13 protein-coding genes are annotated in these 17021 nt (G+C 41.2%); 6 read left to right on the forward strand and 7 right to left on the reverse strand.

The features are described 5' to 3' along the window. Window positions 1-46: 46 nt before the first annotated feature. The 4 genes from EC846_RS14495 (at window position 47) to EC846_RS14510 (ending at window position 2926) form a co-directional block, all read left to right on the forward strand. Entirely contained in the window at window positions 47-565 is a 519-nt protein-coding gene (locus tag EC846_RS14495) for a hypothetical protein (protein ID WP_123775595.1), read from the forward strand. Between the two features lie 62 nt (window positions 566-627). Beyond that, window positions 628-1941, forward strand: coding sequence for a membrane protein (locus tag EC846_RS14500; protein WP_004652140.1), 1314 nt, complete (start codon window positions 628-630; stop codon window positions 1939-1941). An 83-nt stretch (window positions 1942-2024) separates the two neighbouring features. Next, window positions 2025-2678 (forward strand): adenylate kinase, encoded by a 654-nt coding sequence (adk, locus tag EC846_RS14505; RefSeq protein WP_004770217.1) that lies wholly within the window; start codon window positions 2025-2027, stop codon window positions 2676-2678. A 62-nt stretch (window positions 2679-2740) separates the two neighbouring features. After that, window positions 2741-2926 carry a hypothetical protein gene (locus EC846_RS14510; protein WP_004770216.1) on the forward strand — a complete coding sequence of 62 codons (186 nt, stop codon included), beginning with the start codon at window positions 2741-2743 and terminating at the stop codon, window positions 2924-2926. Here the strand turns inward: EC846_RS14510 and nth are convergent. Together nth and EC846_RS14520 are read right to left on the reverse strand one after the other, a co-directional pair. After that, window positions 2923-3609, reverse strand: coding sequence for an endonuclease III (gene nth, locus EC846_RS14515; protein WP_069577955.1), 687 nt, complete (start codon window positions 3607-3609; stop codon window positions 2923-2925). The genes EC846_RS14510 and nth overlap by 4 nt on opposite strands. Beyond that, window positions 3610-4407, reverse strand: a complete 798-nt coding sequence (locus tag EC846_RS14520) for an RnfABCDGE type electron transport complex subunit B (protein ID WP_123775596.1) — start codon at window positions 4405-4407, stop codon at window positions 3610-3612. Window positions 4408-4792: 385 nt separating this feature from the next. On the opposite strand from EC846_RS14520, the gene gdhA reads away from it, so the two are divergent. Beyond that, a complete protein-coding gene (gdhA, locus tag EC846_RS14525) occupies window positions 4793-6139 on the forward strand; it encodes an NADP-specific glutamate dehydrogenase (RefSeq protein ID WP_004770212.1) in 1347 nt (448 codons plus the stop codon). An 80-nt stretch (window positions 6140-6219) separates the two neighbouring features. Here the strand turns inward: gdhA and EC846_RS14530 are convergent, their stop codons facing one another. The 5 genes from EC846_RS14530 to EC846_RS14550 all read right to left on the reverse strand — a co-directional run bounded on the left by EC846_RS14530 (window position 6220) and on the right by EC846_RS14550 (window position 12354). After that, window positions 6220-7326: an META and DUF4377 domain-containing protein gene (locus EC846_RS14530; RefSeq protein ID WP_123775597.1), complete on the reverse strand. Its 1107-nt coding sequence runs from the start codon at window positions 7324-7326 to the stop codon at window positions 6220-6222. 190 nt (window positions 7327-7516) lie between these two features. Continuing rightward, window positions 7517-8290, reverse strand: a complete 774-nt coding sequence (locus EC846_RS14535; RefSeq protein ID WP_123775598.1) for a DODA-type extradiol aromatic ring-opening family dioxygenase — start codon at window positions 8288-8290, stop codon at window positions 7517-7519. A gap of 101 nt (window positions 8291-8391) precedes the next feature. Beyond that, window positions 8392-8871: a 23S rRNA (pseudouridine(1915)-N(3))-methyltransferase RlmH gene (rlmH, locus tag EC846_RS14540; protein ID WP_004770208.1), complete on the reverse strand. Its 480-nt coding sequence runs from the start codon at window positions 8869-8871 to the stop codon at window positions 8392-8394. A gap of 321 nt (window positions 8872-9192) precedes the next feature. Then, a complete protein-coding gene (gene lon, locus EC846_RS14545; protein WP_004770206.1) occupies window positions 9193-11622 on the reverse strand; it encodes an endopeptidase La in 2430 nt (809 codons plus the stop codon). A gap of 144 nt (window positions 11623-11766) precedes the next feature. Then, window positions 11767-12354, reverse strand: coding sequence for a 5-formyltetrahydrofolate cyclo-ligase (locus tag EC846_RS14550; protein WP_123775599.1), 588 nt, complete (start codon window positions 12352-12354; stop codon window positions 11767-11769). Between the two features lie 480 nt (window positions 12355-12834). On the opposite strand from EC846_RS14550, the gene ata reads away from it, so the two are divergent. After that, window positions 12835-17021, forward strand: a 4187-nt coding sequence (gene ata, locus EC846_RS14555; RefSeq protein WP_123775600.1) for a trimeric autotransporter adhesin Ata, incomplete at its 3' end; no start/stop codon positions are given.

Below are 17021 nucleotides of genomic sequence, written 5' to 3' on the forward strand. Positions count from 1 at the left end.
CGAAATAGGATTTTCCAATACAGACATAGGGAAAATGGAGAAAATAATGAGAAAAATTTGCCTTTTATTATCGGTTTTAACACTTACAGGCTTAGTACATGCGGATGATAATCCATTTATGCCTGAACCAAAATTGAAAGATGCAAACGTGTCAACATGGAATGTCGGGGCGGGTTTTACTAAAAAATTATTACATGGCAATTTAGAATGGGTAAATCCTTATGGAATTGCCTATGCGAAAGCGGGTGCATTTTTAAATGACGACAATGAAATTGGTGGACAGGTCGGCTTTCGCTATCCGTACTATTTAACGGGCACAGATAAAAATGGTTATTATGTTGGGGTCTATGCGGGCCATTTAGACAGTAAAAATTATGGTGGTAAACAAAAAGCCAATTTAGGCGTCGGTGCGGATCTTGCATATGTCTGGCTGAACAATGAACGAATTAGTACATTCAGTGTTGGCGCCGGAGTGCGTGAAAAATTAGAAGATGGGGATGGCAACACTGTGAAAAAAGCACAACCTGTGCTCCAGTTTTCTTACACCTTAAGTTTTGGTTTATAAGAGGGAAATGCAGATTTATTCTTTTATAAGCCATCATGTATCAATAATTCTGAGAGTCATGCATGTTTGATTACGTCAATGAATTGTGGCAGATTTTCTTAAATCGACCTGACCATCTGGCAGTCTTAAGTATCATTCCAGTGACCGCCTTTGTAACTTGGGCGCACGTGTGGATGGCACTGAAAATGGTATTTTACCCAATTAATTTCTGGGGATTCCATTTAGGCCCATTACCTGTTGGTTGGCAAGGGATCGTGCCGCGCAAAGCTGGACGTATTTCAGGCATCATTACCGATAATACTTTATCTAAATTGGGATCATTGCGAGAGTTTCTGGAAGCAATGGATCCTGAAGATATGGCCATGATTATTGGTGAACAGGTTGGTTTTGAGCTTGAGCACCTGATTGATGAAGTCATGATCGACCGAAATGCTGTGCTTTGGGAAAACCTGCCTTATTCAATTAAACGCCGTATCTATGCACAAGCGCATAAACAATTACCCAATACCTTAAGGGAACTTGTGACTGAGCTGACCATGAACGTGGAGTCACTGGTCGATATGCGTGAAATGGTGGTGAGCCAGATGGAAGGTGATCGCCGTTTAATGGTGCGCATGTTCCTGAAAGTAGGGCAGAAAGAGATCAACTTTATTTGGCATATCAGTGCGTTAATTGGTATGTTCTTTGGTATTTTCCAGATGATCGTCTGGTTTGTGGTGCCGTGGCACTGGACCGTTCCGTTCTGGGCGGCAATCTGGGGCTTTTTGACCAACTGGATTGCGATCTGGATGGTCTTCAATCCGATTGAACCGCACTATATCCGCTATCCACAGATCTTCCGTTTGACCAAAGACCGTAAATTCCCGTGGATTGTACCTGTCTTAAAGATTGGTACCTACAATGTCCAAGGGGCATTTATGAAGCGTCAGGAAGAGGTTTCGGATGTATTTGCCAGTGTGGTTACGGAAGATTTAATTACTTTAAAATCGATCATGACTGAAATGATGTATGGCAGCAAAAAAGACAAAACACGTCGTATTGTCAAGCGCCATATCAATGAAATCATGGAAACTCCATTAGTCAGAACGTCATTGCAGCTTTCATTAGGTCCAAGAGAGTATGCTAGACTCAAGACTGACTTGATTGATCGCTCAATTGAAATTACCATGGGACCAGTATGTGACCCAGCTCTGAATGCAAGTCGTGCGCAGAAGATCTTTCAAATGTTTAGAGACCGCATCCGTGAACTAACACCGAAAGAGTTCCAGAATTTATTGCGTCCTGCTTTTCAGGAAGATGAGTGGATTTTAATTGTACTAGGTGGAGTGACTGGTTTCTTTGCTGGTTTAATTCACTTATTTGTTGCTTTCTTATAATTAATTTGATGTTGGTTGAGCGATAACTCTGTATGATATTGCTCAATTTAAGATTTATTGTTTTTAAATGAGGATGTTCTTTTATGCGCATTATTTTACTCGGACCACCTGGGGCAGGCAAAGGTACTCAAGCTCAGTTGATCTGTAAGCGCTACAATATCCCACAAATTTCAACCGGTGATATGCTCCGTGCTGCAATTCGTGAAGGTACTGAACTTGGCTTAAAAGCAAAAAGTGTCATGGAATCAGGCGGTTTAGTTTCTGATGAACTGATCATTGGTTTGGTGAAAGAACGTATTGCTCAGCCTGATTGTGAAAATGGTTGTATCTTTGACGGTTTCCCACGCACAATCCCACAAGCTGAAGCATTAGAATCAGCTGGCATCAGTATTGATCATGTGATCGAAATTGATGTACCAGATGAAGAGATTGTTCAACGTCTTTCTGGTCGTCGTCAGCATCCAGCATCTGGCCGTGTTTATCACACGGTTTACAATCCACCAAAAGTGGAAGGTAAAGATGACGAAACAGGCGAAGACCTTGTACAACGTCCAGATGACCAAGAAGAAACGATTCGTAAGCGTCTTGGTTCTTACCACAGCGAAACTGAGCAATTGGTTGGTTTCTATCAAGGTCGTGCCGCTTCTGGTGAAAATGCACCGACTTACGATAAGCTGAATGGTTTACGTCCGATCGAAAACGTTCAAGCCGATTTATTTGCAATTTTAGACAAATAATCTGAATTGCAGATGATAAAAGAGCTCTGAATATAGGGCTCTTTTTATTTTGGAGAAGGGCTATGCTACTAAAAGTTGTTCTGATTTTAGTTGTGATTTTCAGCTTGGTTTTGCTGTTGTTTTTAGCGTATCAAAGCCAAAAAATGTTACGTCATGTGCAAAAACAGCAGGCTTTGGAAAATAAACTGAACGGTAAGACACGTCAGCTACATCCAAAACTACAGCAGCATAAAAAACCTCAGGATTAACTGAGGTTTTTTATTGCAATGGCTTTATTCGCGCCAAATTCAAAACGGTCTGGCCAGTTACAGACATCAGCAACCACACACTCGCCACACTTCGGTTTACGTGCAATACAACAATAACGACCGTGCAAGATCAGCCAGTGGTGCGCATCAATAATAAACTCTTTCGGAATCACTTTAACCAAGCGGTCTTCAACCTCGAGTACATTTTTACCCACCGCCAGCCCCGTACGATTACCCACACGGAAAATATGGGTATCGACCGCCATGGTCGGCTGACCAAATGCCGTATTCAGTACCACATTCGCTGTTTTACGGCCTACACCAGGTAAAGCTTCCAGTTCTTTACGTGTTTCTGGAATATTGCCTTGATACTGCTCCACAAGAATACGGCAGGTTTTAATCACATTCTCGGCTTTAGAGTTATATAGGCCAATAGTCTTGATATATTCTTTTAAGCCATCCACCCCAAGATTTAAAATAGCCTGAGCGGTATTGGCAACAGGATAGAGTTTATCCGTGGCTTTATTCACGCTGACATCGGTTGCCTGAGCCGAAAGCAGAACGGCAATAAGCAATTCAAAAGGCGAAGAATAGTTCAGCTCAGTTTGTGGATGAGGCCGCTGCTCACGTAAACGTTCGAAAAAAGTCTGAATCTGCTTTTTGGTCATATTTTTAACGGGCATTTAGATGTCCTGCAATTCATTTAAACGTTGTTGTAAAACCAGTAACTGTGCATGTTTTTGCTCATCTGCACGTACACTTAACTGTTTTTCCAGTTTCTTGATTTGTGTGCGTAGTTTGGCAAGTTCAATCGTGGTTTTCGCATCCAGTGTTGGTGTTTCTTTGGGTTTATCCACGAGCGTAATCACAGGAACATTGTTGAGTGCCTGAGAAAACTGGGCAAAGAATTCCACATCAATTTCTGCACGGACAATGGGTCCTTTACGACTTAAACGACGTTTCTCTTCACGTTGAATATGTGCGTAGTAGCGATGTCTTAAATCATCTTGTTCAACACGGCGTAGCTCTGCGGTTGGCAAGGGTTTGGTATCTGCCACCAGATCGATGCAATCGACTGGACAAGGTGGAATACATAATTCACAGCCTGTACATAGATCGGTCAAAATACTATGCATCAGCTTACCACTGCCGATGATCGCATCTACTGGGCAGGCACTAATACACTTGGTACATCCAATACACTCATCTTCCCGAATAATCGCTTTCATGCGCTGTGGGCGACCATCCTCTTGAATTTCCCAGATACTTGGCTCGGCAGGGAGAGACGGGCGTTGTAACAGCGCTGCCAATGCATCAGCAACGGGTTGACCACCCGGCACACATTTATTTGCCTCTTCACCTTCTGCAATCGATTTTGCATAAGGTAAACATCCATCACGATGACCGCATAAACCACATTGTGTTTGCGGTAATAGCTGATCTATTTGGACAATAAGAGAATGTTGTGCAGATGGTGACATGGGGAGGATGAAGCAAAAAACAGGGAGCTTAGTATAGCAAATAATGACTTATGACGGCGTAGCAAGGTTGGAAAATTATACAGATAGTGTTTTGGATTTTGCTTAAAAATAGTGCGAATACTGGTGTTTTTTAGTGCGATTTGCTGGTGCTTGGCTTTGGTCGAATAGGAAAATGAGCAGAATATGGCATCAATTTTTAGACAATACTGGCAATATTTATTATAAAAATAATGAACATTTATTTAATTAAGTTTTTGATTTTTAATTATATATAAATTGGCCTAAAAAATAATAGTGTGATGGAATAGTAATCTGTATTAAATATATGCGATATTCTATTTTGGTGCATTTTCCGCACCAAGATAAATCACTGACTTGGGGGTGAATGTTGAAATACAATAGCTTAAATGACTTTCTCGATTACGTTAAAGCTAGAGATCCTAATCAACCTGAATTTTTACAAGCTGTCGAAGAAGTCATGACAAGTTTGTGGCCGTTCATTGAGAAAAATCCTAAGTATGCTCAATACGGTCTTTTGGAACGACTGGTTGAACCTGAGCGTGCGATCCAGTTCCGTGTTTCATGGATGGATGATCAAGGCCAAACTCATGTGAATCGTGCCTTCCGTGTGCAATACAACTCAGCGATTGGACCTTATAAAGGGGGAATGCGTTTTCACCCTTCAGTGAATCTATCGATTTTAAAGTTTTTAGGCTTTGAACAAACCTTTAAAAATGCCTTAACGACGTTACCCATGGGCGGTGGTAAAGGTGGTTCTGATTTCGATCCGAAAGGTAAATCAGATGCAGAAATTATGCGTTTTTGCCAAGCATTGATGCTGGAGCTCTATCGTCATCTTGGTTCGAATACGGATATTCCAGCGGGGGATATTGGGGTTGGTGGTCGCGAAGTTGGCTATATGACTGGCATGATGAAGAAGCTCAGCAATGACACTTCTTGTGTTTTTACCGGTAAAGGAATTTCTTTTGGTGGTTCATTGGCTCGTCCAGAAGCAACCGGTTATGGAACGGTTTATTTTGCAGAAGAAATGCTGAAAACTCGTGGTCAAAGCTTTGCAGGTAAAACGGTTTCGATCTCAGGTTCGGGTAATGTTGCTCAATATGCAGCAGAAAAAGCCATGTTCTTGGGCGCAAAAGTTGTGACCTTGTCGGATTCAAACGGAACAGTCTATTTGAAAAATGGTTTCAGCAAAGCATTACTTGATGAAGTGATGGAACTGAAAAACGAAAAACGTGGTCGTATTTCCGAATTTGCTTCAAAACATGGTTTTGAATATTTTGAAGGTCAAACACCTTGGCATATTCCTGCGGATATTGCTTTGCCGTGTGCAACACAAAATGAGTTAAAAGCGGACGATGCGGCAACTTTGCTGGCAAATGGCGTGATTTGCGTGGCGGAAGGGGCCAACATGCCATCAACACTTGAGGCTGTTGAAAAGTTTGTGGAAGCGAAGATTTTATATGCACCAGGTAAAGCCTCAAATGCAGGTGGCGTTGCAACATCAGGTTTAGAAATGTCTCAAAATGCAAATCGTCTAGGCTGGTCTTTTGAACAGGTGGACGAGCGTTTACATGCAATCATGAAAGAGATTCACCGTAACTGTGTTAAATACGGTACGCAGGAAGATGGTTCAATTAACTATGTTGATGGTGCCAATATTGCTGGTTTTGTAAAAGTTGCTGATGCAATTTTAGCGCAGGGTATTTATTAAAAACCTCCCTTAAATCAAAAGGGACTTCCCATAAAAAATCCGATGTTAAGACATCGGATTTTTTTATTTACAGGTATAAATTATGGTTTTTTAACAATCTCTTGTTCAACAACCATATCTAATACGTCTGCAATGCTTGATTGATCAGCAGCTGGGTTTTGAACGTCAAAACGCTTCACACGTACAATTACGCGTTGTTGTGGATTGTGCTCAAAACCTTCGATTTGACCGTAGTAAAGCGACCAGTTTTTGTCAGCGTAAGTTTTTAAACCTTTGTCATCATATTTTACTTCACGAACTTGCATACAAGTTTGTGGAGCAACGCCTGTGCAAGATTTAGTTTCTGGCGAAATTTCCAAGAAAACAGTTTTACCTTCAGACTGGTATTTTGCTTCAGGCGTCATTTTACCAACAAATGTATATTTTTGGCCTTTTGCATCAGCGATAACCAAAGTCGGTTGCTCTGGATTGGTTGCATTTACTTCAAAAGCGATTTTACGTTTTTGTAAAAGATCACCCGCAAACTGCTCTTGTTTCATCAATGCAGGTTCACAAGCCATCAATGTTGAAGCCAAGTCACCTGTAACGATCGCACTGTTTTCAATTTTCCAAGAAGTATTTTGACGGTTACAGCCCGTATCTACAGATAAACGGTCATTTGCCAAGAAACTTAATACGATTGGACGTTTTGTGTCAGCAGGTTGATATGACCATGTATAGTTGGTCAACACATTGTTATTTGTCACTTTAGCACCTGTGAATACGTGTTTTTGACCTTTGCCATCAGTAACAGTCAAGATTGCCTGACCATTTACAGTGCTGATCTCAAATGGTACTTTTTTCTCGCTGAAAATATCAGAAGATAAACGTTCTTGTTGCATTAAATCATCTGCACAAGCCATCATGGTTGATACAAGTGGAGAAGTTACAATGGTATTGCCTTCAACTTTCCAAGTACCGCCTTGGTTGTTACAACCCGTTTGGATTGAAAGCTTCTGGTCTGCACTAAATGCTAAAACTAAAGGTTTAGATGCTTTTGAACCTTGGTAAGTCCAGTTGTATTCAGCCAAATTTTTTGCAGCAGTTGTATTAATTTGTGAGATTACGTTGTCAGTCACGTTTTGTACTGTTTGACACGCCATTAAAGAAAGTGGAAGTAATGCAAGAACTAAATATTTAATTTTCATATTCAAAACAACGGGAAATAAATAACAGCAATAAGCTTAAAGTATTCTTAAAAAAAGAGCATGTGATCCGTTTAGGCATTAAGTTCGTTAAATGTTTCTATTTGTAAATTTTAAAAAATATAATGGATTTATAGGCTTGCTAATATTATATGCAAGCCTATTTTGTTTTTTATGTGATGTAGTTTGATATTTAATCGAATCGATAAATATCCATTCCCAATGATCCCATTGAAAAGCTGCTATGGACAACGTTGAAGCGATTACCTGTACCCATGGCAAAGAAAAGTGGCGCAAAATGCTCAAGAGAAGGGTGGTTTCTTTGAACATAAGGGAGGGATGGCCAGTCGAGCACAGCATCATAATCCTGATGTGTGAGTTTGTTAACAACCGAATTACGGAAAGTACTTGCCCAAACGGGTACATCGGCATCAGCTTGCCACGAAAGCTCGGCAAGGTTATGGGTAATACTGCCTGAACCGATCAGCAAAATCTGTTGTTCGCGTAAAGGTGAAAGTACTTGTCCGATTTTATAAATATCATCGGCATTGAGATGTATGGGTAACGAGATTTCGATCACAGGAATATCTGCGTCTGGATACATATGTAATAACGGCATCCAGACTCCGTGATCACGCGGACGTGTACTATTGGCATGTGCAGCTAAACCAGCCTCAGCAAATCGTTTCAGTATTTCTTCGGCCAACTGAGGTGCGCCTGCAGCAGGGTAGCGAATCTCATAAAGTGCTGGTGGAAAACCACGGAAGTCATGCCAGGTTTCTGGTCGAGTCGATGTGCTGACTTCCAGCGCCTGACTTTCCCAATGTGCAGACATGACAATAATGGCTTCTGGTTTAGGCAGATTGCTACCCAAACGATGCAGTGCTGGGCCAACCTGTTCTGGGTCAAGTGCAAGCATAGGTGAACCATGAGAGATAAATAGTCCGGGTAAGGTCTGAGCGTTCATGTGTGTGCACCTAGTGAAAATGACATGGTTATCGTGACAAAAAAGTGATGACAGTGACAGCCATTAAACTTCAACATATTGTTCTAAAATCAGAACAGTATTTAAGCCCGATGATAAGGGTGATTATGGTTAATACTCATGGCACGATATAACTGTTCAATGAGTAAGATACGAACCATCGGGTGGGGCATCGTCAATTTAGACAGTGACCAATGCCACGCTGCTGCTTTACGAACCGCCTCTGAATGTCCATCTGGTCCACCAATGGCAAGCGCAATATCGTTGCCTTCAAGCATCCATTGCTTCATGGTATCTGCCAGTTTTTCAGTACTGAGTTCGCGTCCACCGACCTCTAAAGCAATCAAGGTTTCATTTGGCTTGAGCGCATTTAGAATACTTTCACCTTCGATTTGGCAATATTTCAAAATATCAGCTTCAGAATCATTTTTGCCACGCTTTGCCATCGGAAGTTCAATGACCTGCGTTTGTACAAAAGGCTGAATGCGTTTGAAATAGTCTTCAAATCCAGTGAGTACCCATGCTGGCATTTTTTGACCAATGGTAAGAATGCGAATTTTCATAACTAAGGCTTATTTGGCAAATTCTACACATTATAAAGGCTGCCGACCTGCATAGGGCAAAACATGGGATTTATCTTGTCATAAAAAATACAAAAGCTTATTTTAGATCACCCATAAAAAACGCAGCTCAAAATGAGTATGAGCTGCGATCAAAGAGCCATCCGTCTGGAGTTCAGATGGCACTAAAATGAGTTCATTGAGCCAAATTTGATCTTTGTTTTATCGACTCTATTTTATTATGCAAGATATTGGTTATTTTTCAACCATAATGTGTAACAAAAAAAGAGAGCCGAAGCTCTCTTTTTTATTGCAACTCACAGTTTAGTGACGCGCTGCCTTTGCATCTTCCACCGGTTTCACAATCGGTGTTTTTGGTAAAGGCTTTGGTGTATCCGTTAACGCTAAAGGTAAGATTTCATCAATGCTTTTCACAGCTTTGATTTCTAAACCTTCTTTCACGTTGTCTGGAATCTCAGCCAAGTCGCGAACGTTATCTTGTGGAATGAAGACCAGTTTGATTCCACCACGGTGTGCTGCAAGAAGTTTTTCTTTCAGACCACCAATACGCATTGCACGACCACCAAGACTGGTTTCACCTGTCATAGCGATATCTGGACGAATCGGAATACCTGTGAATGCCGATACAAGGGCAGTCGTAAGGGCTAAACCAGCAGATGGACCATCTTTTGGCGTTGCGCCTTCAGGTAAGTGAACGTGAACATCGGTTTCTTCGAAACGAGATGATTCAATTCCCAATTCATCAGCGCGGGTACGTACAACTGTCATTGCTGCGGTAATCGACTCTTTCATAACATCACCGAGCGAACCGGTCGTAATGAATTTACCTTTACCTTTAACAGCCGCAACTTCGATTGTCAGCAATTCGCCACCGACAGACGTCCAAGCCAAACCATTTACACGTCCGACTTGTGCTTCATCTTCTGCGATACCAAAGTCAAACTTATGTGGACCTAAGTATTCAGGAAGATTTGCTGAAGTCACGTCGATCTGTAAGTTTTTCGACTTTTTGCTTACCGCTTCTTTCACCACTTTACGGGCAATTTTAGAAACTTCACGCTCTAAACTACGAACACCCGCTTCACGTGTATAACGTTGAACGATGTCACGAATTGCTTCTTCATGAACAGTCAATTCTTTGGTACGTAATCCATTGTTCTTGATTGCTTTCGGAACAAGGTAACGTTCAGCAATATTGACTTTTTCATCTTCGGTATAACCCGGTAGACGAATCACTTCCATACGGTCCAGTAGGGCCTCAGGAATATTCATGCTGTTTGCAGTACAGATGAACATCACTTCAGAAAGGTCAAGATCAAGATCTAAATAATGGTCGTTGAACTTACTGTTTTGTGATGGATCTAATACTTCAAGCAATGCTGATGCAGGATCACCACGATAATCTTGTGCCATCTTGTCAATTTCATCGAGTAAGAACAATGGGTTCTTCACACCAACTTTTGTCAACGATTGCACGATCTTACCTGGCATCGCACCGATATAGGTACGACGGTGACCACGAATTTCAGCTTCATCACGTACACCACCCAGTGCCATACGGACAAACTCGCGACCTGTTGCTTTTGCTACAGATTCACCAAGCGATGTTTTACCTACACCTGGAGGACCAACCAAACATAAGATCGGGCCTTTGAGTTTTTTCACGCGAGACTGAACTGCCAGATATTCCACAATACGATCTTTAACGTCATCTAGGCCGTAGTGATCTGTATCGAGAATTTCCTGAGCTTTATTCAAGTTAATGCTAACTTTGCTGGCTTTGTTCCATGGCGTATCTAAAATCACTTCCAGATAGTTGCGAACAACAGCGGCTTCACTTGAAGCAGGTTGCATTGCCTTGAGTTTACGAAACTCAGCTTCAGCTTTCTTGCGTACGTGTTCAGGTAAATCTGCTTCAGCTAGACGTTTTTCAATTTCTGCAACGTCATCTTCAGCACCGCCATTCATATCGGAAAGTTCACGTTGAATCACTTTCATTTTTTCATTTAGAAAGTATTCACGTTGGTTCTTTTCCATCTGACGTTTTACACTGTCGTGCAGCGTTTGTTCAATTTGCTGTTCAGCAGATTGATTCATCAAATAATTCATCAACTCTTGCAAATGAGCTTCAAATTCATCGTGCTCTAAAAATTTTTGCTTTACTTCAATATTTAAAGGCACACGAGTTGCAACGAAGAACATTAATTGCAATAAGTCTTCAATTTTATTTGCTGCTGCGACGAGTTCACGCGCATTACGTAATTTTGCTTCTGCATATTGAGCAAACAGGGTACGTAATTCATTTAAGCGAGTTTCTTGGGTCTCTTCATCCAAAGACAATGTCATTGGGCTTAAATGATGTTCAGCTGTTAAGTATTCCTCTCCGTCAATAATGCGTTCTAGCTTAGAACGATGTAGACCTTCAATCAGTACTTTAATGCAGTTTTCATCATTCTCATGATTAACGACTTGTACGATTTTAGCCACGGTTCCATATTGATAGAGATTGTCGTGATCAATTTCTTCTGTAAGCGAATCTTTTTGCGCAACTACAAATACTAAATTGTCACTGTTACGAGCCACATCCACTGCATTGATCGATTTTTCACGACCCACAAATAGCGCAATTTGCATGTGTGGATACACCACAACATCACGTAACGCTAATAGTGGTAATACACTTGGAACCTGTGGCTCTAAGCTTGTTTCATTATTTAAAATATATTCAGACATGGGCACTCCTAATGAGTGACAACGGTGTTGCCATGTTTTTTATAGTGATGTGCATTTTAAAAATTACAAGGGTTTTTACTTAGAAAATATAAAAAAAAGACTAAATTACTCAAGATTTAAGGCTGTGATAACAAAAAGAGCAAGCTAGCGTTTGAAATAATAGAATTTTTTAGGCGTGAGCAATCCATCGAGCGGCTGATCCCATTTTTGTCTTAATAAAGGTTGTTCTACATATTGAAAGTTATGAGCCAGGCCGAGACGGTAGGGACGCTGTTGAGCGCTTGCCAATGTCCGGTCATAGAAACCGCCTCCCATGCCAATACGTGTGCCTGAGGAATCACATGCCAGCAACGGCATAATCAACAGATCGAGATGTGAAACATGTTGACCGCGGTTTGCCATGGGTTCTTTCATACCTAAAGGGTGGTGTGAAAAACGTTGATTAAAATACTGTTTGGAATCAACTCTTACCCACACCAGTCGCTGATTCATATTACAGATCATGGGTAAGTAAACCTGTTTTCCTTGTTGAAAACAGAGTCTTAGAATTTTTCGTGTATGAATTTCGCCAAAGGCATGTAAATACAGCCCAATTTTTCTTGAAGTTTTAAAGGGAACGGATGTTCTGAGCTGGATCAAAACTTGTTGTTCAGCTTGCTTTTGTTCATAAGACGAGAGTTGTCTTCTTTTAAAGCGTAGCTGTTTTCTTAATAATTTTAAATCTTGGCCCATAAGGTTGGAGAAATGTTTTTGATAAAAGAATCATACTCGATTTAGCAAACAATATCTAAAACCCAAGGTTTTGTGATTGATAAGTAAAAATTTATAGTGGTGTGGTTATTTTTATTCCAGCTAATAAGTGTTTTTTTGATTACTTATTCCAATAATTAATGACAATTTTAGGTATTGAATATTAATTCTTATTGTTTTATGGAGTTTTTGCTCTACTTTTCACTTTATTTTTAAAAATAAACAAAATAAAAACAAAAACAAACATAAAATTATTTTTTAATTTAAATCATGGATTTATTTCATATGATTTTTTGTGAATGTGAGAATTAAGTCTCATATTTGATAAAAAAGTGTTCATTAGATCTTTACCAATTTGCTCGGTTTTATTAGCATCCGCGGCTCTTTTTTAGCGCTGACACTAAAAATGCTCATTTGCATTTTTAGACCATCAATAACTGTAGTAAACGTCTGAGAATTTTTATGAACAAAGTATATAAAGTGGTTTGGAATGCATCTATTGGAGCATGGGTTGCAACCTCTGAACTAGCAAAAAGTAAAACCAAGACTAAATCTAAAATTTCAAATTTAACCGCCGCTGTTTTGGTCGGGGCAATTAGTTTTTCTCCTGCTGCGTTTGCGGCAAAGAATATTGAGGGAGGGGACGGTTCTGGAACTTCTATTTCTGGAGCTAGATGTTCAGAGGGGGCAGCAAACACTTCTGGTAACCGCGATATCGCAATTGGTTGTGGTGCAAAAACGCAAGGTACAGGCGTTTCTAATATCGCAAATCGTCAAAATCCTTACAATAATTCAACTGGCGCATTTGCTGGTGCAATGAAACAGGGCGGCGCGATCAGTCTCGGGACTGGTGCAGCCACTGAGGAAAACTTTGGAACTGCAATTGGTTCATATGCAACTACGAAAGGAATTGCAGCAGTTGCAATTGGTACAGCTGCGCTTTCAACGGGTAATACCTCTTTAGCAATTGGTCGCCAATCAGCAGCAACAGGTGATTATGCACAAGCACTTGGTAACGTTGCTGCCGCGACTGGAAAAGGCTCTCTTGCAATTGGTCACTCTGCAACAGCAGAAGGCTATCGTTCTATCGCAATTGGTTCACCAGATATTGAAAATGCAGGTTCAGTTGCTGGTCAAGCAGGCGCAGAATACCAAAAAAATATGGCGACAAAGGCAACCGGTAAAGACTCAATTGCATTTGGTGGTGGTGCGGTTGCAACACAAGAAAACTCTTTGGCAATTGGTGCATTCTCAGCATCTACTGGTAAAAAATCAGTTGCGATTGGTACTGGCGCAAAAGCGAATAAAGATGAAGCTGTTGTAATTGGTGACCAAGCGGAAGCTGCTTTTGATGGTGGTGTTGCCATTGGTAAAGGTGCACGTTCAGAAGCTGAGAACAGTATTGCTTTAGGTAAAGATTCAAAAGCGACTCAAGTAACAGAAAAAGGTTTCTTGACAAAACAAGCTGTGCCAACAGGAGTTTTGTCTGTTGGTGATGTGGGTGCAGAGCGCCGTATTCAAAATGTAGCAGATGGTGCGGTAGATTCTGACGCAGCGACTGTGGGGCAGTTAAAAGCAGCACGTACCCATTATGTCAGCGTAAATGATAATGGCGTACAAAGTGGTAACTACGAAAATGATGGTGCAAAAGCTCGTAACTCAATCGCTGTAGGGGTAGAAGCGGTTGCAACTGGTTATGATGCTGTTGTTGTCGGTTCGCATGCAAAAGGCGCTGGTGTTGGGGCAATTTCTGTCGGTAATGCAAGCGAGACAGTAGGTAGTGGTGATGTTGCGATTGGTCGTAACTCTTCAACTAAAGGCGCGGCTGGTACAGCACCTGGATATAGCAATCAGTCAATTGCAATTGGTGACCAGACGAAAGCAATTGGTGACCAGTCAATCGCGATTGGTGCGGATGTGATTGCACGTGGTAACTCATCTGTAGCGATTGGTGGTGATGATGTTGACAAAATTGCTCGTGATGTTGAATTAAGCCAAAAATACACTGAAATTACAGGTGGTAAATTACAGGCTGGTAAATATCCAACCACAGAAACTGGACATGGTTCAACAGCTGTCGGTGTTCAGGCTGTCGGTACAGGTGCTTTTGCGTCAGCTTTTGGTATGACATCTAAAGCAACAGGTGATGCTTCATCTGCATTTGGTGTAATGTCGAATGCTGCGGGCAAAGGTGCATCAGCATTTGGTGCAGTTGCTCAAGCTACAGGTGATGGTGCATCGGCGATGGGTATTAACTCACTTGCATCAGGTACAAATTCGACGGCAATTGGTTCTGGTAATAAACCAGGCGAAGGTGCTACAGCAACAGGTAATGGTGCTGCTGCAATTGGTAGCGGTGCACAGGCAACAGGTGATAGTGCTGCTGCAATTGGTAAAGGTGCTGAAGCAAGCAATGAAAATGCTGCTGCCGTTGGTGGTGGTGCTAAAGCAACAGGTAAAAACTCTGCTGCGATTGGTGGTGGTGCGATTGCCGATCAAGAAAATGCCGTTGCTGTTGGTCAAGGTGCCCAGTCTATGGTTGTTGGTGGTGTTGCATTAGGTGCACGCAGCCGAGTTGAGGCAGAAAATAGTGTTGCATTAGGCCAAGATGCCGTTGCGACAGAAACGACAGGAAGCTCATTCCTGACAAATCGTGATGCATCAATGTCAAATGGTGTAATCTCGGTTGGTTCTGCTGGTAAAGAGCGTCGTATTACCAATGTTGAAGATGGTTCTGCTGACTCTGATGCAGTGACTGTACGTCAGCTTAAAAATGTTGATTCTCGTGTAAATGAGAATACTCAAAACATTACCAATTTAGACCAGAAAATTGATAACACCAAAACTGATTTAGGTAATCAGATTACTGATACCAACAACAAGTTAGACGACGCGAAGAAAGATTTGGGCAACCAGATCACGGATACTAACAACAAGTTAGACGATGCGAAGAAAGATTTGGGTAACCAGATCACCAATACTAAAGATCAGTTAACCAATCAGATTACTGATACCAAGACTGAGTTAAACAACACGATCACGAACACCAAGACAGAGTTGGAAAACAAAGGCTTGAACTTTGCTGGTAATACAGGTGCAGACGTACATCGTAAGTTAGGTGATAAGTTAAACATCGTAGGTGGAGCGGATGCTGCAACAGCAGAAGACAAGACCAGCGGTGAGAACGTGATCACACGTACCACAGAAGATGGTATCAAGATTGAATTGTTGAAAGATGCGAAGTTCGACAGCATTACGACTGGCGACAGCGTATTAAACAACAATGGTTTAACCATTAAAGATGGCCCAAGCATCACTAAAGATGGCATCAATGCAGGTAATAAAACGATTACCAATGTTGCTGATGGTGTAAATGGTAAAGATGCAGTCAATGTTGACCAGTTAACCAATGTTAAAGATGGTTTAGATGGCAAGATCACAGATACCAACAACAAGTTAGACGACGCGAAGAAAGACTTAGGTAATCAGATTACTGATACTAACAACAAGTTAGACGATGCGAAGAAAGATTTGGGTAACCAGATCACCAATACTAAAGATCAGTTAACTAATCAGATTACTGATACCAAGACTGAGTTAAACAACACGATCACGAATACCAAGACCGAGTTGGAAAACAAAGGCTTGAACTTTGCTGGCAATGCCGGTAAAGATGTACACCGTAAGTTGGGTGACAAGTTAAACATCATCGGTGGAGCTGATGCTGCAACAGCAGAAGACAAGACCAGCGGTGAGAACGTGATCACACGTACCACAGAAGATGGTATCAAGATTGAATTGTTGAAAGATGCGAAGTTCGACAGCATCACGACTGGTGACAGTGTATTAAATAACAATGGTTTAACCATTAAAGATGGCCCAAGCATCACTAAAGATGGCATCAATGCAGGTAATAAAGTCATCACTAACGTTGCTGATGGCGTAAATGGTAAAGATGCAGTCAATGTTGACCAGTTAACGAATGTTAAAGATGGTTTAGATGGCAAGATCACCGATACCAACAACAAGTTAGATGACGCGAAGAAAGATTTGGGTAACCAGATCACGGATACTAACAACAAGTTAAATGATACTAAAGATCAATTAACTAATCAGATCACGAATACCAAGACAGAGTTAAACAATACAATCAATAACACCAAGACCGAGTTGGAAAACAAAGGCTTGAACTTTGCTGGTAATGCAGGTGCAGATGTTCATCGTAAGTTAGGTGATAAGTTAAACATCGTAGGTGGAGCTGATGCTGCAACAGCAGAAGACAAGACCAGCGGTGAGAACGTGATCACACGTACCACAGAAGATGGTATCAAGATTGAATTGTTGAAAGATGCGAAGTTCGACAGCATTACCACTGGCGACAGCGTATTAAACAACAATGGTTTAACCATTAAAGATGGCCCAAGCATCACTAAAGATGGCATCAATGCAGGTAATAAAGTCATCACTAACGTTGCTGATGGCGTAAATGGTAAAGATGCAGTCAATGTTGACCAGTTAACGAATGTTAAAGATGGTTTAGATGGCAAGATCACCGATACCAACAACAAGTTAGATGATGCGAAGAAAGACTTGGGTAACCAGATCACCAATACTAAAGATCAGTTAACCAATCAGATTACTGATACCAA

Origin of the sequence: Acinetobacter sp. BIGb0102 (genome assembly GCF_003815055.1) — a bacterium.
Classification (GTDB): domain Bacteria; phylum Pseudomonadota; class Gammaproteobacteria; order Pseudomonadales; family Moraxellaceae; genus Acinetobacter; species Acinetobacter vivianii.

Excerpts from the sequence above, each read along its gene's own strand:
- gdhA (WP_004770212.1), top strand. The coding sequence starts at position 4,793 with ATGTTGAAATACAATAGCTTAAATGACTTTCTCGATTACGTTAAAGCT.
- nth (WP_069577955.1), bottom strand. The coding sequence starts at position 3,609 with ATGCCCGTTAAAAATATGACCAAAAAGCAGATTCAGACTTTTTTCGAA.
- EC846_RS14530 (WP_123775597.1), bottom strand. The coding sequence starts at position 7,326 with ATGAAAATTAAATATTTAGTTCTTGCATTACTTCCACTTTCTTTAATG.
- EC846_RS14520 (WP_123775596.1), bottom strand. The coding sequence starts at position 4,407 with ATGTCACCATCTGCACAACATTCTCTTATTGTCCAAATAGATCAGCTA.
- EC846_RS14510 (WP_004770216.1), top strand. The coding sequence starts at position 2,741 with ATGCTACTAAAAGTTGTTCTGATTTTAGTTGTGATTTTCAGCTTGGTT.
- EC846_RS14535 (WP_123775598.1), bottom strand. The coding sequence starts at position 8,290 with ATGAACGCTCAGACCTTACCCGGACTATTTATCTCTCATGGTTCACCT.
- EC846_RS14495 (WP_123775595.1), top strand. The coding sequence starts at position 47 with ATGAGAAAAATTTGCCTTTTATTATCGGTTTTAACACTTACAGGCTTA.
- adk (WP_004770217.1), top strand. The coding sequence starts at position 2,025 with ATGCGCATTATTTTACTCGGACCACCTGGGGCAGGCAAAGGTACTCAA.
- EC846_RS14500 (WP_004652140.1), top strand. The coding sequence starts at position 628 with ATGTTTGATTACGTCAATGAATTGTGGCAGATTTTCTTAAATCGACCT.
- lon (WP_004770206.1), bottom strand. The coding sequence starts at position 11,622 with ATGTCTGAATATATTTTAAATAATGAAACAAGCTTAGAGCCACAGGTT.
- EC846_RS14550 (WP_123775599.1), bottom strand. The coding sequence starts at position 12,354 with ATGGGCCAAGATTTAAAATTATTAAGAAAACAGCTACGCTTTAAAAGA.
- rlmH (WP_004770208.1), bottom strand. The coding sequence starts at position 8,871 with ATGAAAATTCGCATTCTTACCATTGGTCAAAAAATGCCAGCATGGGTA.